A 22,351-nucleotide genomic window follows, 5' to 3' on the forward strand; every position below is an offset into this window, starting at 1 on the left:
GCGATTACTGCCGTCATTTTAAAGGCGGTTTACCACAGAGGTTACAGAGTTCACTGAGATAAAATAATGGGCTTTCTCTGTGCCTCGGTGTGCTCTGTGGTGAAATTGCTTTTGATCCAGGTGTGGAATCGCGCCGCCAGCGACGCTCCTACGGAAAGGTTTGGAAAGGAAGAAACATGGAACTGACAATCTTCGGTATCAAGAACTGCGATACCATGAAGAAAGCCATGAAATGGCTGGATGACAATGGTGTGGCCTATCACTTCCATGATTACAAGAAGGAAGGCGTGCCGGAAGCTTCCCTAAAGCAATGGCTGGATGCCCTGGGCTGGGAAACCGTGATCAACAAGCGTGGCACCACCTGGCGCAAGCTGGATGATGCGACCAAGGACACCATGGATGCCGACAAGGCGGTAACCGTGGCGCTGGAGAATCCGTCTATCATCAAGCGACCGATTCTGCAGAACGACAAGATTCTCACCGCCGGCTTCAAGGCCGACGAGTGGCAAGCACTTTTGCAATAAGCGCCCTGCGCAACCGATTTCACAGAGAGGACCTCATGAGCAACTATTTCGCCATCGCACTGGGCTGCGGCACCAAGAACCGCAACGACAACTGGCTGGAAGTCTACTACCCGGATCCGGCTATCAATCCGGACAACAAGCTGGTGGAAGTCATCCGTGAGGAACTGGGTTATGAAGGTGGCAATGCGGCCATCGAACTGACTCACCGTCAGGTTCAGCACATTGCCCGCGAATGGCGCGAAGCCGGTTTCGAACATGAAGCCAGCTATGCCGTTGCCTTCCAGGAATCTGGCAGCCCGGTGGTACTGACCGTACTGGAAACCGATGCCGAGCCGGCCTCCACCCCAGAGGCTTACCTGAAGCTGCACCTCATCTCCCACCGTCTGGTGAAGCCCCATGGCGTAAACCTGTCAGGCATCTTCCCGCTGCTGCCCAACGTGGCCTGGACTAACGAAGGCGCCGTGGATCTGGAAGAACTGCAGGAACGTCAGCTGATGGCACGTCTGAACGGCAAGGTACTGTCCGTGAACAGCGTGGACAAGTTCCCGAAGATGACCGACTACGTGGTTCCGGCTGGCGTGCGAATTGCCGACACCTCCCGCGTACGTCTGGGCGCCTACGTGGGCGAAGGCACCACCATCATGCACGAAGGCTTTATCAACTTTAATGCCGGCACCGAAGGCCCGGGCATGATCGAAGGCCGTATCTCTGCCGGCGTATTCGTAGGCAAAGGCTCCGACATCGGTGGCGGCGCCTCCACCATGGGCACCCTGTCCGGTGGCGGCAACATGGTCATCTCCCTGGGTGAAGGCTGTCTGCTCGGCGCCAACGCCGGTACCGGCATCCCGCTGGGCGATCGTTGCACCATCGAAGCCGGCCTGTACATCACCGCGGGTTCCAAGGTGCAGCTGATGGATGACAAGGGCGAGATCGTGGAAACCGTCAAGGCTCGCGACCTGGCTGGTCAGTCCGACCTGCTGTTCCGTCGCAACACCACCAACGGTGCCGTGCAGTGCCTCACCAACAAGAGCGCCATCGCCCTGAACGAAGAACTGCATAAGCACAATTGACGCAACACGCGGCACGCTTCACGCAACACGCCGGCGTTCCCGCGAATTGATACGCAGAAGCATCGAACGGGCGTTGAGTGGCGAGTTTCGAGTAACGAGTTGCGAAGATCAAAACCGATTTTGACTTTCGTAACTCGAAACTCGTAACTCGCTTCTCGCCCCGGTCCGAAAGACGTCAGCTCCAATACTGGAAACCCTATGTCCCGCACCCTCGATTACACCAAGGAACTCATCCGCCGCGCCTCCGTAACCCCTGAGGACGAAGGCTGTCAGGAGTGGATGATCGAAAAACTGGAAGCCCTTGGCTTTGAGTGTGAAACCCTGTGGTTCGAGGAAGTGCGCAACCTGTGGGCGCGGCGCGGCAGCGAAGGCCCGGTATTTGCCTTTGCCGGGCACACCGATGTGGTGCCCACCGGTGATGTGTCTGCCTGGAAGTACGATCCGTTCACGCCCACCGAGGAAGGGGATCTACTCTATGGTCGCGGCACCGCGGACATGAAAGGCTCCATTGCTGCCATGATGGTGGCCATCGAAGATTTTGTGGCTGCCAACCCGGATCACCCCGGCAGCATCGCCCTGCTGATCACTGCCGATGAAGAAGGCCCGTCCGTTAACGGCACCGTCAAGGTGGTAGAAACCCTGCAGGCGCGCAACGAACATATCGACTACTGTCTGGTGGGCGAGCCCTCTTCCACCGACACAGTCGGCGACGTGATCAAGAATGGTCGCCGCGGCTCCCTTGGCGCCAAACTGGTAGTGAAAGGCATCCAGGGACACGTGGCCTACCCGCACCTGGCCCGCAACCCGGTCCATGATGCCGCACCTGCTCTGGCAGAACTGGCAGCATCAGAATGGGATAACGGCAACGAATTCTTCCCCGCCACCAGCTTCCAGATCTCCAATATCAACGCCGGCACCGGCGCTACCAATGTGATTCCCGGGACCTGCGAAGTGATCTTCAACTTCCGTTTTTCTACCGAGCTCACCGACGCCATCCTGCGCGAACGTACCGAGGCGATTCTGGACAAGCATGGCCTGGACTACGACCTGACCTGGACCCTGTCCGGCCAGCCGTTCCTCACCGACCGAGGCGCCCTGGTCAACGCCACCGTGGATGCCATCCGTGATGTGACCGGCCGCGATACCGAACTGTCCACCGCCGGCGGCACCAGCGACGGCCGCTTCATCGCCCCGACCGGGAGCCAGGTGGTGGAACTGGGCCCCATCAATGCCACCATCCACAAGGTGGACGAACACACCAGCATCAGCGAACTGGAAACGCTGACAGCGATCTACGCGCGCCTGCTGGAGAACCTGATGGGCACGCCTGACGCCTGACGCAAAAAGGCCCGCCCGGTTACGGGCGGGCCTTTTTGCGTCTGTAAATCCCTCGCTATACCCCGCTGTAGGAGCTTGCCTGCAAGCGATCCGAGCCTAAGCGAGGTAAGGATTCCAGAAGCGAGCTTCGAGTAACGAGTTTCGAAAATCAAAAGCGGAATGGGTAGCAGGGGTGCAGCCTTTCGAAACTCGCTTCTCGTAACTCGAAACTCATTTCCTCGCCAGGGCTCGGATCGCTTGCGGGCAAGCTCCTACAGCGACTTCGTAGATTCGCCTGGGTGGCCCGGCAAGGATCCACGAAGCGTATCTCGAAGATCAAACCCAAACATCTATCCCGGCTTCTCTTTTTGCCTTTCGTAACTCGGTACTCGCAACTCGAATCTTTTTACCTCGCTTAAACTCGGATCGCTTGCAGGCAAGCTCCCACAGATTCTTCGCCCAGGCCCGGATCGCCTACAGCCCCCTGCCAATATCCGCTACCATGTCCGAAAGTATCATCACCGGGGACAACAATGTGGCTGCATGAAATTCCGGTTGGCGGCTTGCTGGTCAGCCCCATGGTGCTGTTTGTGCTGGTGGCCCTGGCCTGTACCGCAGCCAGTTGGCTGCTGTTGCGCCAGCTGGGCTGGCACCGGGCTATCTGGAAAGGCCCCTGGTTCTATCTATCGCTGTTTGTCTGCTATCTGGCCCTGATCCTGGGCCTGCTGAGCTGAGGATTCCATGTCGCAACCTGTTCGTATAATGATCACCGTGGCAGTCGTCATACTCGCCATCATCGCAGGCAACTGGATCTGGAATTATTACCTCTATGCCCCCTGGACCCGTGACGGCAAGGTACGCGCCCAGATCATCACCCTGTCTCCGGATGTGTCAGGCTGGGTCTCCGAGTTGCCGATCACCGACAACCAGACGGTAAGTCGTGACAGCCTGCTGCTGCGGCTAGAGCCCCAGCGCTATCAGGCCGCCGTTTCCCGGGCCAGGGCCCAGCTGGAGGTTGCCCAGACCCGTCTCGCCCTGGCCGAACTGAAACGCGAAAAGAGCAGCGGTGAAGTAAAGCAGCAAGCCGCCCTGGACGTGAAGCTGGCCAGTGCCGATCTGGACATGGCCCGCGCCGCACTGACCAGTGCGGAGCTGGATCTGCAACGCACCGAAGTGCGCGCCCCCGCCGACGGCACCGTGGTCAACCTGACTCTCCAGCAAGGGAACTTTGCCGAGCGCGGCAAGCCGGTACTGTCCATGGTCAAGGCCGACAGCTTCTACGTCACTGGCTATTTCGAGGAAACCAAGCTGCCACTGGTGCACATTGGCCAACAGGCCTCGGTGGTATTGATGAACGGCGCGCACACTCTACAGGGCAAGGTCACCAGCGTGGGCCAGGCCATTGCCAACGCCAATACCCGTACTGACCAGCAGCTGCTCCCGGAAGTGCAACAGACCTTCAACTGGGTCAGGCTGGCACAGCGCATCCCGGTGCATATCGAACTGGACAGCATTCCCGACGACATCCTGCTCGCCGCTGGCATGACCGCCACGGTACGCCTGCATGACGATTAACCCTTCACTGGCAACGGTGCTAACGCCGGACCGGCGTTCGGTGATCTTTGCCTGCAAGGGCATTCTCAGCATGGCTCTGGCCTTGTACCTGGCCATGCAGCTACAACTTGAGCGCCCTTACTGGGCGCTGATTTCCGCCGTTTTCCTGCAGATCCGTCCGGAAACCGGTCTGGTGATCGAAAAAGGGCTGTGCCAGATCGGCGGGACCCTGGTGGGCGGCGCCATGGGCTTGCTGATCCTGGCCTGGCTGCTGCCCTACCCGGTCTTCGCCATTGCCGCCCTGACCCTTTGGATCGGCATCAATGCCGCAGCCTCTGCGTGGGTACGCCAGGCCAACTTCATCTATGGCTTTGCCATGGCCGGCATCACCGCCAGCCTGATTGTGGTGATCCCCATTGCCAACCCCCATGCCACCTCCAGCATCGGCATTTTCCACGTGGCCACGGCGAGGGTCAGCGAGATCATCCTGGGGGCCGTCTGTGCGACCCTGGTGAGTAATCTGTTCTGGCCGGCACGAGTGGAAGGCCTGCTACGCAGCCATGCCCGCAATGCCCTCAACCAGACCCTCGCCTATCTTGAGTTGGAACTGGATCCTGCTGGCACCCATGACCGCCGTCACCGCCAGGTGGATCAGTTACTGCAGGACATTTTTGCCCTCAGTGACGACAGCTCTGCCGTCACCTATGAAGGCAGCCAGGGCCCAGGTCGGGCCAGGGCTGCCACGGTAATCTGCCACAAGACCCTCTCTCTGGTGGCCCGCAGCCGGGTGATCGGGCGCCTGATGCGTTATCACGACGACCTGATGACGGATGAAATGCGCAAGCTTCTGGTGGTGCTGCGCACCGCATTCACCGCCATGCGGGAAACCCCCTCTGCCGAGCAGGCCATGACCGAGGCCAAGGCGCTACGCCGTTACCTGAAACAGGCCAGGCAGCAGCAACCGGAAGATGCACCTGCCTTGCAAAGACGCCTGTTTCTGGTGGCCCGCAACCTGACTAGTGATCTCATCCTGGCCCTGGAAGCCAACCGGGCGCTCTACTCCGCTGAGGAGATGCAGCTAAGAGCACCGACCCTGAAACCCTATCGCGATTGGCAGGTAGCCGCCGCCGTGGGCCTGCGTAGCGCCCTGGTATTCCTGATAGCCAGTATTCTGTGGATCGGTACAGCCAGCCCCATGGCCATCATGCTAATGATCATGCCGGTAATCTTTACCATCATGTTTGCCCGCCTGGCCGAGCCGGACAAAGTACTCAAACGCGCCACCATCACCTCGGCTCTGGCCGGGCCGGCAGCCCTGTTCCTCAGCCTGCCGCTGATCTCAATGGCCAATAACACCTTCCTGCTGCTGATTCTCGGGCTGGGAGGCCCGATCTTTGTGGCTCTGCTTGCCATCAGCCGCAGGGAAACCCTGCCCTACGGGCTGGGTTTCTGTACCCCCTTTATCATTCTGGTACAGCCTGGCACCCAGATGGATTTCGATATCGCCCGGGTCGCCAGCAATGCCCTCGCCATTACGCTGGGGCTGTTTCTGGCCTTTATGATGTTCCGGCTGATCACTCCTCCCAATGGTGCAGGCTTGCGCCGCCGGCTGGTCAGAGACACCGCCATCGACCTGCATACCCTGCTGGGTCAGCCTGCCAATCTGCGCGAAGAATGGCTGAATTCACGCATGGCGGATCGGCTTCGCTGGCTAACGGTTTGCGACAAGGCATTGCCAGAAAGCAGGCGTCATTACACCGACCTTGGGCTCACCGGTTTGAACCTGGGCCAGGTCTCCCTGTGGATCCACAGCCGGATCCCTGCCCATCCCAGCGATGCGCTGCGCACAGCCGCGGCAGACTGGCAGCATGCCCTGGCATCCGCCTATCAGCTGTCGGCCTTCGGCGCCACCGACCAGCGCTTCAGTGAGGCGTCGAATACCCTGTTGGCCGCCATGGCTGACACGCCTTCCATTACCCACCGCCAGCGGCAACAGATCGCCGGCGCGCTGGAGCGGATCAACCTGACCTTCCCTCGCCTGGCGGATAGACTGGGACCGGACTGGCAGCCCGAAGATGTTCCTGCGCCCTCAGGCCTGCCCTCTTGAGCGGTACGATCATAAGCAGCTCCCACAGGAATTCATCAGCGGCTATGCAGAAGCCTCCCCTGCTTCAGAAACTCTTGCCGCAGGGACACTCAAAACGGCCCATACAGCCCTAGCCAGAGTGTCTACTCTATGGTTTTCTAGTGGTCTTGAGGGCTGTAGCCCAACCCGATCCCCCCACCAGGCCGCGCGGCGGCCTGCCGTTATGGAGCCAACCCCATGACCGCCCAGGAACAGATTCAGACCGGTGTCGTCGTCGACACCAACCCGGCCACCGGCACCGCTGTGGCAGAGCTCAAGGAAACCGATCTCTCACAACTCCCGGACATCTTTGCCAAAGCTCGCCAGGCCCAGGCCATTTGGGCGGCCAAGTCTTTCAAGGAACGGGCCCGTCATATCCAGCTGATGCGCGAGTACATTGTCGACCGTGCCGACGATCTGGCCCGCACCGTCAGCGAGAGCAATGGCAAGACACTCACAGATGCTCTTGCGACAGAAGTGCTGCCCTGCGCACTGGCGTGCAAGTGGTATGCAAAAAATGCCGAGAAACACCTGAAAGAGAAAAACCGTCCTGGCGGCAGCATCCTGTTCTTCAACAAGCGTACCCATATGATGCGAGTGCCGCTGGGCGTGGTGGGCATTATCAGCCCCTGGAACTATCCGCTGTCGATTCCGTTCGGCGAAATCGTCATGGGCCTGATGGCCGGCAACGCCATCATCCTCAAGGTGGCCGCAGCTACCCCGGCAGTGGGGCGCGCCATTGAGAACATCATTGCTGCCGGTGAGCTACCGGAAGGACTGTTCCACCACGTGGTCGGCTCCGGCTCCAAAGTCGCCACCGGCATGTTCGATAATGGCGTCAACAAGCTGTTCTTCACTGGTAGTGTGCCTGCCGGCAAGACGCTGATGGCGCAGGCAGCCCAGACATTGACCCCGGTGTCCCTGGAACTGGGCGGTAACGACCCCATGATCGTATTGGAAGATGCGGATCTGGAGCGCGCCACCAACGGTGCCGCCTGGGCCGGTTTCCAGAACGCAGGGCAAAGCTGTGGCGGTGTGGAGCGCATCTACGTGGTGGATGCGGTGTACGATGAATTCGTCGATCTGCTGTCCCGCAAGACCCGTCAGCTGCGCCATGGGATCGGCTGCAAGGGGTTCGACGTGGACATCGGCAGCCTGACCACTGCCGGGCAGCTGCGCACAGTGCAGCAGCACGTGGAAGATGCCCTGGCCAAGGGCGCCCGTATCGAGGCCCAGTCCCGGCCAGTAGGTGACGTGGAAAACGGCTTTTTCTTCCCGGCCACGGTACTAACCCAGGTCACCGACGACATGCTCACCGTATGCGATGAAACCTTCGGACCTGTGGTTGCGGTACAGCGGGTCGCCAACGAGGAAGAAGCCATTCAAAAGGCCAACGCCTCCCATCTGGCCCTCACCTCCTCCGTGTGGACCCGCGATAACAAACGCGGCCGCGCCATCGGTGCCCGCCTGGAGTCAGGCGTCACTACAGTCAATGATCACCTCTACAGCCACGGTCTGTCAGAAACGCCCTGGGGTGGCTGGAAGGAATCAGGTATTGGCCGCACCCACGGCCCGGAAGGACTGGAAGAGATGACCCAGGCCAAAGCCATCAACTGGGATATCCTGCCCTCCAAACGCAATATCTTCTGGTACCCGTTCGATGAAGCCACCTACAACGGCCTGAAGAATGCCCTGCACTTTGTATTCCCGAAAGGCATCGGCCAGTTGCTGGGGGCATCACTGAAACTGACACCGTTCCTGGTGCGGAAGATGTTTACGCGCTGGAAAACCTGACAGGCAGTGAACAGTTAACAGTGAATAGTGAACAGCGCGCGGGCACCGCTCGCGTGTACTAGATAGGCAGGAGGCCGCGTCCAGGCATTGGGCGCGGCCTTTTGCGTTTGAAGAATGGATTGAAAAGAACTACTTCTGGTCGCTGATTTCTTCGTCGTTACCGGCGTCCAGCCAGATGAACAGGGCGAAACACCCGGCAAACAGAAAGACCCCACCGATGACGGCAAGGCTGGCAAGAACCATATGATCGGTGTACATGACTGTCTCTCCTCTATCCTGATATCTCCAAGATAGACCGCCCCGCAAAGAGCGTCATGATCTGGATCAAGGTCAAGCCTTATCGGCCTCAGGGAGGCCCCACAGCGAAATACCGATCCCCCCAAACACAAGAGGCCGCGCCCAATGCCTGGGCGCGGCCTCTTTCGTATCTGCGGCACGGATCCAGATCCGCGCACTATTAACTGTTAACTGACCCCATCGAGCCAATCCTGCGTCGGCACATACCACCAGGAACTCATCACCGGGCGGGAGAAGTCCAGCAGGCGGTCCTTGATGGTGTCGTCGGCGATGCCGTACATGCGCCGCAGCAGGTAATCGTGACGATCCAGCTCGCAGGCGAAGGACACGAAATACAGCCCGTGTTCGGTGGTATCACCGAAGGGAACGGATCGGCGCCACATCTTCTGAGGTACGCCATCGCGATCCACGTCGGTTCGACCCACATGGGAATTGGCCGGCATCTTGTCCTCGTCGAATTCCACCGCATCGGCCTTGGTTCGGCCGAATACCCGCTCCTGCTCCTCCACCGAAAGCTGGTTGAACGCCTTGAGGTCATGAACCCATTTCTGGGTCAGTAACCAGCTGCCACCGGCGCCGGGATGGGAATCCGGGATGAAGGTGGCCAGCTCGGCCTTTTCCCCGGTGGGGTTGCCGATGCCATCCACAAAGCCGGTCAGATCACGCATGTCGTGATAGACAAAGCCAGTGAGCTCCAGCTGCACCGCCAGGTCATCGCCAACCGCATCGCGCACCAGCATGGCCGTGTCGAACACATCGCTGCGGGTCGTGCCCTGGACCCAGATCCACAGATCTCCCTGAGTGGCGGGCACATGCCCTTCCAGGGAGAACGGCGGGAAGGTGAAACGGTTATCCAGACGCGCCCACAAATTGGGGCCAAAGGCCAGCATGACCGGGGTGCCTTCCTGCTTGAGCGCATTGATACGTTGCACCAGTTCTCGCACCGCAGCGTCCGTCAGGCCACTGGTCAGGCAGAATTCAAAAAAGAGATGATACTGAAAACTGCGGTCAAAAATACCCGCTTGCGGTGTCGACACCGGCAACTCCTTATCCATGTTATCGCTACCCAGAGTGTAGCAGCCCGGGCAGTGAATGCCTCGCGATTATCCCCTATTGCCGCCAGGCCAAATGATACGGCCCCGGGGGGATGTCATTTCATGCACAATTGAAACAAAATGAAATATCCGCTGGTGTTCCGTCAGCGGTCCATCCGCTAAGATTGGCACACATTAGTTAACTGATATTCGCTATGAATCCCTGGTTTGGTCTGGATCGTCTGGCTTTCTTCCTGATCCGCATTTTTCTACGGTTGTGTACACGTGCTAACGCTCTGCCTGCCGAGCCGGCCGATCTGCAGCTGAAACCCAATATGCCGGTGGTCTATGTGCTGCGTGACCGCTCCGCTTCAGATGCGGCTGCCGCAGACCAGTCGGCCCGTCAACTGGGGCTGTCTTCTGCCCTTGGTGGCCTTACCCTGGGCAAGACCCGGCTACGCCACAGCTACTTCCAGCTTTACCGCCGCCAATTCAGCAATCGTCGCCAAAGTTCGCCCATATCCCCTCCCCGGCTGGAAAAAATGGTTGCCGCTCTGCGCGAGAACCCGGAAGCGGATGTACAACTGGTGCCCGTTTCTGTGTTCTGGGGGCGCAGACCGGAAAAAGAGAGTTCATTCTGGCGGCTGCTGTTCTCTGACAACTGGTCACCGGCGGGCTTCATCAAGAAGTTCTTCATTATTATCACCCAGGGCCGTCAGCTGTATGTGAAATTCAATCAGCCCATGTCCCTTCGCACTCTGGTGGATCAATGCCAGAGCGATGAACAGGCGGTACGCAAGGCATCCCGTATCCTGCGTGTCCACTTCCGCCGCCAGCGCGAAGCGGCCATCGGTCCCGACCTGTCGCACCGCCGCACCCTGGCCAATACCGTGGTAGAAGCCCCTTCCGTACAGGAAACCATTCGTGCGGAAGCCAAACGCCAGGAAACCAGCCCGGAAAAACTGGAAGCCAAGGCTCGCAGTTATGTGATGGAAATTGCCGCGGATTATTCTCACACGGTAATCCGCTTCCTTGAGCTGTTCCTCAACTGGGTATGGAACCGGCTTTATGGCGGGCTACGCGTCTATAACATGGACAACCTGACCAGCGTGGCCGAGGACCATGAGGTGATCTATGTTCCCTGCCATCGCAGTCACATCGATTATCTGCTGCTATCTTTCCTGGTTTATCGCAATGGGCTGGTTCCTCCGCACATTGCTGCCGGCATCAACCTGAATCTGCCCGTGGTAGGCACCATCCTGCGCCGGGGCGGCGCCTTCTTCATGCGTCGCAGCTTTCGCGATAACCCGCTCTACGCCAGTGTCTTTAGCGAATATCTGCATACCATCACTGCCCGCGGTTTCTCCATCGAGTATTTCGTGGAAGGTGGACGCAGCCGAAGCGGCCGCATGCTCAAGCCCCGTACCGGCATGCTGGCCATGACCCTGCGAAGCTTCCTGCGCGATTCCCGCAAACCGATTGCCTTTGTCCCGGTATACATTGGCTATGAGAAGGTGATCGAATCCGGCTCCTATATCGGCGAACTGCACGGCGAGAAGAAACAGAAAGAATCCGTCGGCGGTCTGATGAAATCGCTGTCTGTGCTGCGCAGCTATTTCGGCCAGGTCCACGTGAACTTTGGTGAGCCCATCAAACTGGTGGATTTTCTCGACCAGCACCATGGCAACTGGCGCCAGGAAGCACCAGTGACCAATGACACCCCGCCCTGGTTCAAACATGTGGTCGATGAACTGGGACAGCAGGTCGTGGAGTCCATCAACGCAGCCGCCGTGGCTAACCCGGTCAATCTGCTCAGCCTGGCCCTGCTGGCTTCCCCCAAGCACACTATGGATATTGCCCAGCTGCGTGAACAGCTGGGCCTGTATATCGCTCTGCTAAAGCAGGCGCCGTATAGCCGCTATGCTGCCATTGCCAACGAAGATGCCCAATCACTGATTGACTATGGACTGGAAAACGACTTCCTTGACCGTATTCAGCACAAGCTCGGTGATGTGGTTACCACCGACGAGAAGACCGCTTTGCAGATGGCCTATGTGCGCAATAACAGCGTGCATCTGTTCATCCTGCCAGGTCTGATTTGCTCACTGGTGATGAATGCCCGTTCCATCCCCCGTGACACCCTGCAGAGAATGGTGCAATTACTCTACCCCTTCCTGCGCAATGAATATTTCCTGCATTGGGAAGAAGGAGAGGAACTGGCCAACGCCGTTGATGAAATGGTTGCTGTACTGGAACAGCGTCAGTTAATCAGGCGCGATGGACAGAATCTGTCAGGCGCACCAATGCACACTCACGAGGCCGACCTGCTGGAACATCTGGGCCAGACAGTGATGCCCTCTCTGGAACGCTATTACCTGACCATCCGCCTGCTGGTGCAATATGGCTCAGGGATGCTCAATGCAGAGCAACTGGGTGAACTCGCCCACCAGACAGCTCAGCGTCTTTCCTTGTTGTACGAGTTCAATTCACCGGAATTCTTCGACAAGGTGGTGCTGAAAAACTTTATCAGCCAGTTGTTCAGTACAGGCCTGGTCACCACCGACGGCGCCGGAGCACTGATTTTCGATCCCAAGCTGGAATCCCTGGATGATGAAGCCAACCGTATTCTCAGCCCGGACATCAGCGATGCAATTCAGCGCGTGACCAGGGTGGCCAGCGCCAATCAAACTTTCTGATTGAGGCTCGAAACCCAGCTTCGAGGACAAAAAAATACCCGCTGAAAAGCGGGTATTCTTTATCCACTTTGTCTATGCCTAGAAAGAGAAATTCACTCCCAGACTATAGTTGATGCTCTGTAGTTCCACTTCTACAGTTTCTGCGATGGGGATAAACTGATTCCCGCCATCAATGGCGAAGTCACCGCCTTCCACCATGCCGGCATCGACGTAGAATACCGACAAGTCAACAGAAGCCTCGTCCGTGATCCAGAAACCAATGCCCGCGCCAGCCCTGAAGGCAAATTCGGTATTTTCACCATCGTCCAGCGTGGCGAAATCTGGCCCCACCGAAATAGTCATGCCTTTGATTTCGTTGTCGGCAGCACCAAGCCCAAGGCCGACGTAGGGATCAAACGAGCCCTTGGAACGGTTCGCAACAAAGTGATAGAACGCATTCACCATCAAAAGATGGCTTGAGGTTTTGGCGTCAAAATCCGCCGGTATCACACCACCAAAATTCCCGAAGGTCACACTATCCTTCTCTTTACTCGCCTGGGAAAGGTCCAGGGCAAGCTCGGCTCGAAGGTGATCCGTCAGCCATGTTCCGACCGCAAGTCCATAGTAATCCGACTTGTCGGGATCATAGCCGTCGATGGTAAAAAGCGCGGCAGGATCAGGAGCCAGAGTAAATTCCAGATCCTGTTCATCATAATCCGCCATGCTGTAGCTGAGACGGAGATAATTGTCTGCAACAGCCACAGCCGGGAGAGCCATGGCAGCCACAGAAGTCAACGCAAGCAAGCGGGAAACGTTCTTCATCATTGTCGTCCTGTTTCGGTCGTTATGTCCTTGTGTATGAACCGAAGTTCCCGACCGATTATCAACGGGACGCTCCTGATGTCGACGTCACAAAACAGCAACACACACAAATCAACAAAAAACAAACGAAGCCAGAAAGACGGCAAGTTAATTAAAACTGGTACACCATGGCCAGGCCGTAGTTAAAGGTTTCCAGATCAATATCCAGCCCCTCCGCAAAGGGAACAGACACGCCCTCCAGATACGCCTTGTCGCCGGTAGTGACGGAACCCGCGTTGGTATAGGAAATGGAAAGGTCGGCGCTCAAATCATCGCTCAACCAATACATCAGCCCCCCTCCAAGCTTGAAAGCCCAATCGGTGTCATCACTATTGCTGACAGAGGCGCTGGTAGTGGGGATAGCCGTACTGACCCCCTCAAAGCGATTTACCGCCAGCCCGATACCTCCGCCCATATAAGGATCAAACTTGCCTGCGCTGCGTTCGCCCTTGAAGTGAAAATAGCCATTGACCAGAAAGATTCGGCTATAGGCTTCGGCACTGATATTGCCAGTCACCGAATCTCCCCGGGTATAGGTCACGCGATCGGTATCCCTGCTGGCCAGCCCCATATCCAGTGCAAGTTCCACCCGGAAATGCGGATTGACGAAATAGCCAGCGCTGAGCAGCACCTGATCGGCAGCACCCGGATCATAATTGTCCAGCGAGATCTCCGGGTAGCCTTCATGTTTGATCGACATGCTCTGGCTGCGATAGTCAGAATATCCATAGCCCAAGCGAACAAAAGGACCAGCCAAAAGCTGGCCACTCAGCGTCAACAGGACGCAAAAGAGTCCAAACGTCTTCATTTCCCACTCCTTGAGAAAAGTGACACGGTTAAGAAAGAAACGATCCCGTATTAACTATGGAGAATCGGAGGGAAAGAAGAACATTGCCCGGAAGGAGGATTTTGGAATTTGTATTGATCAGCCCAGAGGATAGACATCAAAACGAACCGCCTTACCCTTCTGACTAAACCCTGGCATCTGACCTGCCAGATTCGGGGCCTTGGCCGGTCGTTTCACCACGATTCGGTGGGGAGACTGGGCTCGGGCCCAATCCAGCATGGCTTGCTCTTCCTCTGCCGGAGGATAGTCGTTAATCCATTGCAGCCAGAGCAGATCTTTTTTTACCGCAGCGCTTTTTTCCCGCGAAGGGAACATCGGATCCAGGTAAACCGCATGCAAATCATGCTCGTGTAAATCACGACTGTCCTGACAGGGTAACAGCCACATCCGTTCTGCCAGGACAGCGGGTGCACGAGCGAGCCCATCAGCGAGCAGAGCATGTATCAGGGGAGAGCGTTCAATCAGCACCACCTCGAAACCGGCCTGGGCAATCAGAGCCGCGTCCCGTCCAAGGCCGGCTGTGGCATCGACTACCCGATAGCGGTCATCCCGGGGCTTGCCCAGCGCCTTGATCAGACGTTCATGACGAACCCGGTCCGGGTCCAGGCGATAGCCCTGCTTGCCATGACTGAAATCCACCGACAGGGGGGTCTCTTTTCCGCCGGGTACCCACAGGCTGAGACGGCATTCATGAAGCCCCATCACCAGCCCACAGCCGATTTCCAGCGCCGCGGCTTCATCTGCAACCGGCGAGCCTGGCAGTCCCGCTGGGCAGCCTGGTAGCAACCCTACCACGGTGCTCATGTCGTCATGCCATCCACGCCAGCAGAGCCACACCAAGCACGAGCCTGTACACGACAAAGGGCAGCATACCGAGGCGCTCCAGCAGACGGATGAAAAACACAATGGTCAGGTAGGCTGTCACCGCACTGACAATGGCGCCTAATGCCATCAACCCCCAGTCCACCGGGGCTTGAAGCTCGAGCAAATCTTTGGTCTTCAGCAAACCGGCGCCCAGAATCACCGGAATCGACATCAGGAAAGAAAAACGTGCGGCTTCCTCACGGCGAAGGCCCAATGCCAGCGCCGCCGTAATAGTGATGCCGCTGCGAGAGGTACCCGGGATCAACGCAAGCGCCTGGGCAAGGCCCACCATCAGAGCTCCCGCCACCCCCAGTTGAGTAAGCGACCGGGAACGTGAACCGAAGGCATCCGCAAGCCACAACAAGACACCAAAAACCAGCGTAGTAATGGCAATCACCAGCGCGGATCGAAGTTCACGTTCGATGTAATCATCGCCCAGAAAACCCGCTACCACCGCCGGGATCGTCGCCAGTACCACCAACAGGCCCAGACGCAGATCTTCATTCATGCGCCGGTGCACCACGGCCTGACCCGCACCACCGAGCATGGCGCCGATATCACGACGATAATAGGCCATCACCGCCGTGAGCGTTCCAAGGTGGACGGCCACATCAAACGCCAACCCCTGATCGGGCCAGCCCAGCACTTCCGAAGGCAGGATCAGGTGTGCCGAACTGGAGATCGGCAAAAATTCGGTGAGCCCCTGTATCAGTGCCAGAATCAGCGCCTGAAACCAGTCCATGGATTGTCCTTACTGATTGATAAATTGAGTTGTCACGCCTCGCGGGCGGTGACCTTATAGCCTTGAACAAACTCAGGCGGCATGCGCTTGGGGCGGCCGCTGTCCAACGCCACACATACCCACTGGGTGCGCCCTCGTAACAAAGTTACGCCGTCCGACTCACGAATGATCTGATAACGCCGGGTGATACTCAGGCGCTGATCATTTTCAACAATCCAGGTACCGATCACCAGCTTCTCACCCTCGAAGGCCGGGGCCAGATAATCCACCTCGGTACGCCGTGCCACCATGGCCCGGTTAAGGCTCTGGTAAATATCCCAGCCCAATCCCAGTACCGTGGTATGGTCCCAGGCAATCTGCTCCATGAAGCGCAGGTATTCGGTGTTGTTCACATGCCCCATCACATCGATGGATTCTGCTGGCACGGTAAATTCCAGCACATGCACATTGGCAAGATCCCAGTTGATCATCGTACCGCCCCCTGTATCACTTGATCGCGCAGGTACACCGGCTGAGCCTGATCGGCACTGACCGCGTCGCCACGCAGGAAAGCGGATAATGCCAGCGTTGCCACTGCACTGGCATGGGGGTGCGCGTCGGTAATGCAGGCACAGACGTCATAGCGGGTGGTCAGCTGCTCCTGATAGACCAGCCCGGAACCGGCAACCCGCCATTGCCCCGATAGTTCTGGCAAGGCATCGGGCTTGAACAGGCCATCCGCCAGCACCGTTTCCAGTCCATCCTCGTTGATGCGGTAGGCGCCTAGATATACCTCACCCATACGGGCATCAAAGCAGGCGATTACCTGCCTGCAATCTTCCGCCAGCGGCACACTCAGGGCACAGGCTGCCAGGGTGGACACCCCCACTACTGGCAGGTCAGCGGAAAAGGCCAGGCCCTGGGCCACGGCGGCGGCGACACGCACACCGGTAAAGGCTCCCGGTCCATGCCCAAAGGCAATGCAGTCCAAATCCCGGAGCACAAACCCGGCATCAGAGAGCATGGCTTCCACCATGGGCAAGGCCAGTTCCGTCTGCTTGCGCGGAGCGATCTCGAAGGTTTCACGGATCTGCTCACCCGCAGGCAGGCTGTCATCGAGCAAGGCCACCGAACAGGATTCCCCTGCGGTTTCCAGCGCCAGAATTCGTGTCATGCTTGGCCTTCCTGTTCAGTGGTTTCTGCCGTGCCTGCCTGACGGGCAAGGTAGGCAAAGAACCGTTGTACCACGTCCAGTTTCCGGGTCCGGGTCATGTTGGGCAGGCTGTTCACAAACAGCTTGCCATAACTCTTGGTCAGCAAGCGTGGGTCCGCCACTACCAGTAGTCCGGTGTCCTGCGGATCCCGGATCAGACGCCCTGCCCCCTGGCGCAACGCCAATACTGCTTGGGGTAATTGATAGTCGCGGAAGGCATTGCCGCCATTGCGGTTGATATGTTCGATACGCGCCGCGGCTACCGGGTCCCCCGGGGAACCGAATGGCAACTTGTCGATGATCACGCAACTGAGCGCATCACCACGAACATCAATCCCTTCCCAGAAGCTGCTGGTGCCCAGGAGCACGGCATTACCTTTGTCTCGGAAACTGTCCAGCAGTTCACGGCGGCCTGATTCCCCCTGAACCAATAAGGGATAGGAGATCCGCGTGCGCAATATCCCGGCCGCTTCTCGCAGTGCCCGGTGGCTTGTAAACAGGAAAAAGGTTCTGCCGCCGGCCGCTTCGATCACTGGCACCATCTGCTCGGTGAGCTGACGGGTGTAATCCGGATCATTCGGCGGGGGCAGCCCTTCAGGGGCATAAAACACCGCCTGTTTCTTGAAGTCGAACGGGCTCTCAAGCCGCAGGGTATCTGCTGTATCCAGGCCCAATCGCTTTTGAATATGTTCGAAGCGCCCACCTACAGACAGGGTGGCTGAAGTGAGCACCCAGCTGCATGGGTTACGCTCCCGCTGGGCTCGCAACTGCGCGGACACGGACAACGGCGTGCTGTGCAGTACCACCGTGCGTTTGAACGTTTCAAACCAGTACACCCGATTTGGCTGATCACCCTTGAGATAGGCCGCCAGACAGTCCACATGTTCACTGGCGCGGCGCGAACAGGCCTCCATTCCCCGACTGGCCTTGGCCAACGGCCCGAGAAAGATATCCAGTTGGCGCAACGCTTCCAGCAGATCCTCACCCGCCTGCATCACCGCGTCGTTGTCACAGACTTCCGACCAGGGCGCACGGCGCTCCATTTCTCCCAGACTCAGACGAAAGTCCAGACAGCCCTTCTCCACGCTGGCAATCAGCTGATTAAGCATAGCCAGGTCGGCGCTGGTCTGGCCTGCTTCGGAGAGGCTGTCGCGGCCCAGTTCCTGAACCTGACGGGTACTGAGTGTGTCACCGAAAAACGCGGCGGCAATTTCCGGAAGCTGGTGGGCCTCATCGAAGATCACCGTATTGGCACTGGGTAACAGCTCCATACCTGCACCACTGCCACGCAGGGCCGCATCAGCAAAGAACAGGTGATGGTTTACCACCACCAGATCCGCCTCCTGGGCTTCCTTGCGCGCATTCATCAGGGGGCATTCCTGGTAACTGGGGCAATCGGTGCCCAGACAGTTATCTGCGGTACTGGTCACCCACGGCCAGATGGGGGCATCTTCCGGCAGCTGCTGCAGCTCAGCAATATCCCCGGTGCGGGTTCGACCGGCCCAGTGCGCCACGATCTGCATCTGCTCCACGGTTTCCCGGGTCAGGAAGCGGGCTTCTTCCTGATGCAGTTCGAGGCGATAAGGACAAAGGTAATTGGCCCGCCCCTTGAGGAGCGCAACCTTGCGCGGCAACCCCAGTGCCTTGCGCACCATGGGCAGGTCTTTGAAGAAAAGTTGGTCCTGGAGGCTTTTGGTGCCAGTGGAAACCAGGGTCGGCCCTTCCGAGAGCAGGGCTGGAACCAGGTAGGCCAGCGTCTTGCCAGTGCCGGTTTCTGCTTCCACCATCAGGGTGCCACCACTGCGGATGGACTTTTCCACCGCATCCGCCATCTGCAACTGGGGTTCGCGGGGCTGATAGCCCGGCAGCAGCGGCGCAAAACGCGTTAAATCGGTAAGATGGGAACGGGCACTGGTCACAACATATCCTGAATCAATAGATGCCGTCATTGGCGGCGCCGGAGAGGATAGCCCATTCACTGCAGGAACCCAACGCAAGCAGGCGTCCAATGAACGACTATACCCTGATCATTCTGGCCGGAGGCAAAGGCACGCGTATGGGCGGCGCCGACAAGGGACTGGTGGAAGTGGAAGGCAAACCCCTGATTGCCCATCTGCTGGATCATATTAGCCCCCGCCCTGCCCGCATCGTTATCAGCGCCAACCGCAACCTGGCCACCTACAATCACTGGGCGGATCAGGTGGTTGAAGACCTGCGTGCAGATTTTCCCGGGCCCATGGCCGGTCTGGAATCCGCTCTGTCCGTGGCCACAGGCCCATGTGTGTGTCTGCCCTGCGACCTGCTGCAGCCCCCCTCTACCCTGGTCAGTGACCTGCTCAACAAGGCCGCACCGGATCATGTCTGCGTCGCCCGCGATCCCATTCGCCGCCAGCCCCTGTGCATGGCACTCCATGCCGAGCCCTGGCGAGACAGCCTAAGCCAGTATCTGGATGCAGGTGGCCGCAGCGCCTACGGCTGGCTGGAACAGCTGCCGCTACAGGAAGTGGCGGTGGCTACTCCGATACAGAACCGGAATCATGCGGAACGCCTGACGCCAGATGCATGATGGCTTTTGGCATCGATAAAACCCTGGCTAGAGCCTGCTGTGGGAACGTAGCGCAGCGGAGTAACGCACGGAGTGCGGCCCCGAAGGGGTGAGCGGAGCCAATAACTTGCCTGCAAGCGATCCGAGCCTCAGCGAGGTAAGGATTTCAGAAGCGAGTTTCGAGTAACGAGTTGCGAAAATCTAAAACCGGCGGGCAGGCTCTAGATTCTGGTTTTTGCCTTTCGAAACTCGTTACTCGAAACTTGAATCTTTTTACCTCGCCAAGGCTCGGATCGCCTGCAGGCAGGCTCCTACAGCGCATCCTCCCAATGCCCAGACACAAAGAAGCCCGCCGGAGAACCGGGCGGGCTTCCTTGATCGCCGGACAATTCGAGGCGTCAGGCCTCAGGCGTCCAGCATCAGGCGTGTCCTGATTAAACAGTCACTTCCTGGATCTTCTTCATCAGCTCAACCTGATCAGAAGACGGCTGTGCAGTCTGCAGCACCATCAGCTTGCTCATGTCACCTTCGATGCGGATCTGGCCGCTCATGAAGCCCTGCATACCGGCAGACTGGTCACCTTCGATAAAGATGCGCTTGGCCAGGTCAGCAGGCAGGATCAGGGTGGTTTCTGCCGCGTCGTGATGACCTTCTTCGATCATGCCGGCCACCAGGGCCATCAGCTTCTCACCCTGGTCGTGGGAAACGGTGATGTTGATCACCAGCTCAGCCAGTGCACCCGGAGCCGCAATCTCTCCCGCTGCATCACGCAGTTCCTTAACCTTCGCAAACCACTCGTCAGACAAAAATTCCAGGCTCATTGTTATCTCCTTAATATCGTTATGGCTTCGACGCCCCCTCGCAGGAGGCCACAGGACCAATTCAAACGAGCGTTCGAAACTTACCTGTACCTTATAGAAACCCCCAGGGGGTGGCAATAGTGTGAAGCGGGTCCTGCGGGGACAAAAAACGGGACGACCGACCGGCGCCTGCCGGGCAGCCGACCGCCGCCAGCCCCTGCGCCCTTCAGGGGCAGGCAGAAGTGTTCTCACAGAGGGGGTTTCCCGGGTTTGCCTGCGTCGTGTTGCGTGAAGCGTGATACAGCCGCAGAGCAGCCCAAAAAAACCCGGCGCAAGGCCGGGTTCCTGTCTGTACGCCAGAGAGAGTCGATTACAGGTCGTAACCGCGCTCCTCGTGCAGGGCAATATCCAGCCCCTGGGTCTCTTCATCCCCATCAACACGCAGGGTGGCGAACAGACCAATCAGCTTGAGCAGCGCCCAGGTAATGACCGCGGTGTAGATAAAGGTAGAGACCACACCCAGCGCCTGTACCCCCAGCTGGTCCAGCATGGTGTATTCAGGCTTGGCGAAACCATAACCTGAGAACAGGCCAAGTTCAGTTGAAGCGAACACACCGGCAAACAAGGTACCGAGAATGCCACCCACACCGTGCACCGGGAACACATCCAGAGAATCATCAATATGCAGCTTGTGCTTGATGAAAATCACCGCGTAGAAGCAGATCACACCGGCCGACAGACCAATCACCAGTGCCGCCGCAGGGCCGACGAAACCGGACGCGGGGGTAATGGTGCCCAGACCCGCCACCATACCGGTGGCGATACCCAGCGCCGAAGGCTTGCCGAATTTCTTCCATTCCATGGTTATCCAGGCCAGAGAACCAGCAGCAGCCGAGATATGTGTCACCAGCATGGCCATGGCGGCATCACCATTGGCGGCCAGCGCAGAACCGCCATTGAAACCGAACCAGCCCACCCACAGCATGCCGGCACCGGTCACGGTCATGGTCATGTTGTGAGGCATCATCCCCTGGGTCGGGAAACCCTTGCGGTTACCCAGCACCTTGGCCGCCACCAGCGCGGCCACACCGGCAGTGATATGCACCACGATACCGCCAGCAAAGTCATACACACCCAGCTCGGCCAGCCAGCCACCGCCCCACACCCAGTGACACACCGGAATGTAGACCGCCAGCAACCACAGTACCGAGAACGCCAGCATCGGCCCGAAGCGCATGCGCTCGGCGAAGGCACCGATAATCAGCGCGGGGGTAATGATGGCAAAGGTCATCTGGAACAGCCCATGCAGGCTCTTGGGCAGCGTCCCCTCCAGAGTCTCACGAGTAATTCCATCAAAGAACATATGCTGCAGCCCGCCAATCCAGGCATTCATGCTGCCGCCATCGGAAAACGCCAGCGAATAGCCACCAATCAGCCACACCAGCGACACGGCACAGGTAATCGCAAAACACTGCATCAGTACAGATAGCACGTTCTTGCTGCGCACCAACCCACCGTAGAACAGACTCAGGCCCGGCAGCGTCATGAACAGCACCAGTGCGGTGGCAGTCAGAATCCAGGCGGTATCACCGCCATCCAGGCCATCGGCCAGCGCCAGTGAAGGCAGCATCAGCAAGGCAACCAGTATTTTTTTCATGTCTTCCCCCTTAGATGGCTTCCTGACCGGTTTCGCCGGTACGGATACGGATGACCTGCTCCAGGTCCTGAACGAAGATCTTGCCGTCACCGATCTTGCCGTTGCCGGCGGACAACATGATCGCCTCGATGGCCTGATCCAGCTGGTCATCACGTACCGCCAGCTCCAGCTTTACCTTGGGCACGAAGTCCACCACATATTCCGCGCCCCGATACAGCTCGGTATGCCCCTTCTGACGGCCGAAGCCCTTTACTTCGGTGAGGGTGAGCCCCTGAACCCCGATCTGGGCCAGCGCATCCCGCACATCGTCTGCCTTGAACGGCTTGATCACCGCAGTCAGCATTTTCATGGTTATCTCCTGGTCCTCAACAATTTGCACCAACACAAAGCGGTGTCGGTAAATTTGCACCGGTCAGGGGCATACAAGAATCGGGCCACACATTTCACACATAT

Annotated in this window: 21 protein-coding genes; 9 read left to right on the top strand and 12 right to left on the bottom strand. The window is 58.3% G+C overall.

The features are described from left to right. Positions 1-176 precede the first annotated feature (176 nt). The 7 genes from MWU49_RS03110 to MWU49_RS03140 all read left to right on the top strand — a co-directional run bounded on the left by MWU49_RS03110 (position 177) and on the right by MWU49_RS03140 (position 8,384). The gene (locus MWU49_RS03110) at positions 177-524 is read left to right on the top strand and encodes an ArsC family reductase (protein WP_246967950.1); all 348 of its coding nucleotides are present in this window, start codon (positions 177-179) and stop codon (positions 522-524) included. 35 nt (positions 525-559) lie between these two features. After that, entirely contained in the window at positions 560-1,594 is a 1,035-nt protein-coding gene (gene dapD / locus MWU49_RS03115) for a 2,3,4,5-tetrahydropyridine-2,6-dicarboxylate N-succinyltransferase (protein WP_246967952.1), read from the top strand. A 198-nt stretch (positions 1,595-1,792) separates the two neighbouring features. Continuing rightward, a complete protein-coding gene (gene dapE, locus MWU49_RS03120; RefSeq protein ID WP_246967954.1) occupies positions 1,793-2,932 on the top strand; it encodes a succinyl-diaminopimelate desuccinylase in 1,140 nt (379 codons plus the stop codon). 512 nt (positions 2,933-3,444) lie between these two features. Continuing rightward, positions 3,445-3,645 (top strand): DUF1656 domain-containing protein, encoded by a 201-nt coding sequence (locus tag MWU49_RS03125; RefSeq protein WP_246967956.1) that lies wholly within the window; start codon positions 3,445-3,447, stop codon positions 3,643-3,645. Positions 3,646-3,652: 7 nt separating this feature from the next. Then, positions 3,653-4,486 (top strand): HlyD family secretion protein, encoded by an 834-nt coding sequence (locus MWU49_RS03130; protein ID WP_246967959.1) that lies wholly within the window; start codon positions 3,653-3,655, stop codon positions 4,484-4,486. Then, complete coding sequence (locus MWU49_RS03135; RefSeq protein WP_246967962.1) at positions 4,476-6,572, top strand: FUSC family protein; 2,097 nt, start codon at positions 4,476-4,478, stop codon at positions 6,570-6,572. The genes MWU49_RS03130 and MWU49_RS03135 overlap by 11 nt, the downstream gene beginning before the upstream one ends. Before the next feature lie 216 nt (positions 6,573-6,788). After that, a complete protein-coding gene (locus MWU49_RS03140) occupies positions 6,789-8,384 on the top strand; it encodes an aldehyde dehydrogenase family protein (protein WP_246967965.1) in 1,596 nt (531 codons plus the stop codon). A gap of 129 nt (positions 8,385-8,513) precedes the next feature. Here MWU49_RS03140 and ccoM read toward each other — a convergent pair whose 3' ends face one another. Continuing rightward, complete coding sequence (ccoM, locus tag MWU49_RS17725; RefSeq protein WP_281502017.1) at positions 8,514-8,642, bottom strand: cytochrome c oxidase subunit CcoM; 129 nt, start codon at positions 8,640-8,642, stop codon at positions 8,514-8,516. A gap of 206 nt (positions 8,643-8,848) precedes the next feature. Then, complete coding sequence (locus MWU49_RS03145) at positions 8,849-9,718, bottom strand: Dyp-type peroxidase (RefSeq protein WP_246967968.1); 870 nt, start codon at positions 9,716-9,718, stop codon at positions 8,849-8,851. A gap of 212 nt (positions 9,719-9,930) precedes the next feature. On the opposite strand from MWU49_RS03145, the gene plsB reads away from it, so the two are divergent. Then, positions 9,931-12,411 carry a glycerol-3-phosphate 1-O-acyltransferase PlsB gene (plsB, locus tag MWU49_RS03150; protein WP_246967971.1) on the top strand — a complete coding sequence of 827 codons (2,481 nt, stop codon included), beginning with the start codon at positions 9,931-9,933 and terminating at the stop codon, positions 12,409-12,411. Between the two features lie 78 nt (positions 12,412-12,489). On the opposite strand, the gene MWU49_RS03155 is transcribed toward plsB, so the two are convergent. From MWU49_RS03155 to MWU49_RS03185, 7 genes are all read right to left on the bottom strand, one after another. Then, a complete protein-coding gene (locus MWU49_RS03155) occupies positions 12,490-13,215 on the bottom strand; it encodes an outer membrane beta-barrel protein (RefSeq protein ID WP_246967973.1) in 726 nt (241 codons plus the stop codon). A gap of 148 nt (positions 13,216-13,363) precedes the next feature. Beyond that, positions 13,364-14,059, bottom strand: a complete 696-nt coding sequence (locus tag MWU49_RS03160) for an outer membrane beta-barrel protein (RefSeq protein WP_246967976.1) — start codon at positions 14,057-14,059, stop codon at positions 13,364-13,366. 117 nt (positions 14,060-14,176) lie between these two features. Beyond that, positions 14,177-14,902: a class I SAM-dependent methyltransferase gene (locus MWU49_RS03165; RefSeq protein WP_246967979.1), complete on the bottom strand. Its 726-nt coding sequence runs from the start codon at positions 14,900-14,902 to the stop codon at positions 14,177-14,179. Positions 14,903-14,906: 4 nt separating this feature from the next. Next, positions 14,907-15,704 carry an undecaprenyl-diphosphate phosphatase gene (locus tag MWU49_RS03170; RefSeq protein WP_246967982.1) on the bottom strand — a complete coding sequence of 266 codons (798 nt, stop codon included), beginning with the start codon at positions 15,702-15,704 and terminating at the stop codon, positions 14,907-14,909. A gap of 32 nt (positions 15,705-15,736) precedes the next feature. Further along, positions 15,737-16,174 carry a thioesterase family protein gene (locus tag MWU49_RS03175; RefSeq protein ID WP_246967985.1) on the bottom strand — a complete coding sequence of 146 codons (438 nt, stop codon included), beginning with the start codon at positions 16,172-16,174 and terminating at the stop codon, positions 15,737-15,739. After that, entirely contained in the window at positions 16,171-16,857 is a 687-nt protein-coding gene (tsaB, locus tag MWU49_RS03180) for a tRNA (adenosine(37)-N6)-threonylcarbamoyltransferase complex dimerization subunit type 1 TsaB (protein WP_246967987.1), read from the bottom strand. Before tsaB ends, MWU49_RS03175 begins: the two co-directional genes overlap by 4 nt. Then, on the bottom strand, positions 16,854-18,815 hold the full coding sequence (locus MWU49_RS03185; protein ID WP_246967989.1) for an ATP-dependent DNA helicase: 1,962 nt from the start codon (positions 18,813-18,815) through the stop codon (positions 16,854-16,856). Before MWU49_RS03185 ends, tsaB begins: the two co-directional genes overlap by 4 nt. 89 nt (positions 18,816-18,904) lie before the next feature. Between MWU49_RS03185 and MWU49_RS03190 the strand changes: the two genes are divergently transcribed. Then, a complete protein-coding gene (locus MWU49_RS03190) occupies positions 18,905-19,462 on the top strand; it encodes a molybdenum cofactor guanylyltransferase (protein ID WP_246967991.1) in 558 nt (185 codons plus the stop codon). Positions 19,463-19,875: 413 nt separating this feature from the next. Here MWU49_RS03190 and MWU49_RS03195 read toward each other — a convergent pair whose 3' ends face one another. From MWU49_RS03195 to MWU49_RS03205, 3 genes are all read right to left on the bottom strand, one after another. Further along, on the bottom strand, positions 19,876-20,262 hold the full coding sequence (locus tag MWU49_RS03195; protein WP_246967993.1) for an SCP2 sterol-binding domain-containing protein: 387 nt from the start codon (positions 20,260-20,262) through the stop codon (positions 19,876-19,878). Positions 20,263-20,611: 349 nt separating this feature from the next. Then, a complete protein-coding gene (locus tag MWU49_RS03200; RefSeq protein WP_246967995.1) occupies positions 20,612-21,898 on the bottom strand; it encodes an ammonium transporter in 1,287 nt (428 codons plus the stop codon). Between the two features lie 10 nt (positions 21,899-21,908). Next, on the bottom strand, positions 21,909-22,247 hold the full coding sequence (locus tag MWU49_RS03205) for a P-II family nitrogen regulator (protein WP_246967998.1): 339 nt from the start codon (positions 22,245-22,247) through the stop codon (positions 21,909-21,911). Positions 22,248-22,351: the final 104 nt, after the last annotated feature.

The organism is Alcanivorax sp. S6407 (assembly GCF_023016115.1).
In the GTDB taxonomy this organism is placed as follows: Bacteria; Pseudomonadota; Gammaproteobacteria; order Pseudomonadales; family Alcanivoracaceae; genus Alcanivorax.

Excerpts from the sequence above, each read along its gene's own strand:
- MWU49_RS03110 (WP_246967950.1), top strand. The coding sequence starts at position 177 with ATGGAACTGACAATCTTCGGTATCAAGAACTGCGATACCATGAAGAAA.
- dapD (WP_246967952.1), top strand. The coding sequence starts at position 560 with ATGAGCAACTATTTCGCCATCGCACTGGGCTGCGGCACCAAGAACCGC.
- dapE (WP_246967954.1), top strand. The coding sequence starts at position 1,793 with ATGTCCCGCACCCTCGATTACACCAAGGAACTCATCCGCCGCGCCTCC.
- MWU49_RS03125 (WP_246967956.1), top strand. The coding sequence starts at position 3,445 with ATGTGGCTGCATGAAATTCCGGTTGGCGGCTTGCTGGTCAGCCCCATG.
- MWU49_RS03130 (WP_246967959.1), top strand. The coding sequence starts at position 3,653 with ATGTCGCAACCTGTTCGTATAATGATCACCGTGGCAGTCGTCATACTC.
- MWU49_RS03135 (WP_246967962.1), top strand. The coding sequence starts at position 4,476 with ATGACGATTAACCCTTCACTGGCAACGGTGCTAACGCCGGACCGGCGT.
- MWU49_RS03140 (WP_246967965.1), top strand. The coding sequence starts at position 6,789 with ATGACCGCCCAGGAACAGATTCAGACCGGTGTCGTCGTCGACACCAAC.
- ccoM (WP_281502017.1), bottom strand. The coding sequence starts at position 8,642 with ATGTACACCGATCATATGGTTCTTGCCAGCCTTGCCGTCATCGGTGGG.
- plsB (WP_246967971.1), top strand. The coding sequence starts at position 9,931 with ATGAATCCCTGGTTTGGTCTGGATCGTCTGGCTTTCTTCCTGATCCGC.
- MWU49_RS03155 (WP_246967973.1), bottom strand. The coding sequence starts at position 13,215 with ATGATGAAGAACGTTTCCCGCTTGCTTGCGTTGACTTCTGTGGCTGCC.
- MWU49_RS03160 (WP_246967976.1), bottom strand. The coding sequence starts at position 14,059 with ATGAAGACGTTTGGACTCTTTTGCGTCCTGTTGACGCTGAGTGGCCAG.
- MWU49_RS03165 (WP_246967979.1), bottom strand. The coding sequence starts at position 14,902 with ATGAGCACCGTGGTAGGGTTGCTACCAGGCTGCCCAGCGGGACTGCCA.
- MWU49_RS03170 (WP_246967982.1), bottom strand. The coding sequence starts at position 15,704 with ATGGACTGGTTTCAGGCGCTGATTCTGGCACTGATACAGGGGCTCACC.
- MWU49_RS03175 (WP_246967985.1), bottom strand. The coding sequence starts at position 16,174 with ATGATCAACTGGGATCTTGCCAATGTGCATGTGCTGGAATTTACCGTG.
- tsaB (WP_246967987.1), bottom strand. The coding sequence starts at position 16,857 with ATGACACGAATTCTGGCGCTGGAAACCGCAGGGGAATCCTGTTCGGTG.
- MWU49_RS03190 (WP_246967991.1), top strand. The coding sequence starts at position 18,905 with ATGAACGACTATACCCTGATCATTCTGGCCGGAGGCAAAGGCACGCGT.
- MWU49_RS03195 (WP_246967993.1), bottom strand. The coding sequence starts at position 20,262 with ATGAGCCTGGAATTTTTGTCTGACGAGTGGTTTGCGAAGGTTAAGGAA.
- MWU49_RS03200 (WP_246967995.1), bottom strand. The coding sequence starts at position 21,898 with ATGAAAAAAATACTGGTTGCCTTGCTGATGCTGCCTTCACTGGCGCTG.
- MWU49_RS03205 (WP_246967998.1), bottom strand. The coding sequence starts at position 22,247 with ATGAAAATGCTGACTGCGGTGATCAAGCCGTTCAAGGCAGACGATGTG.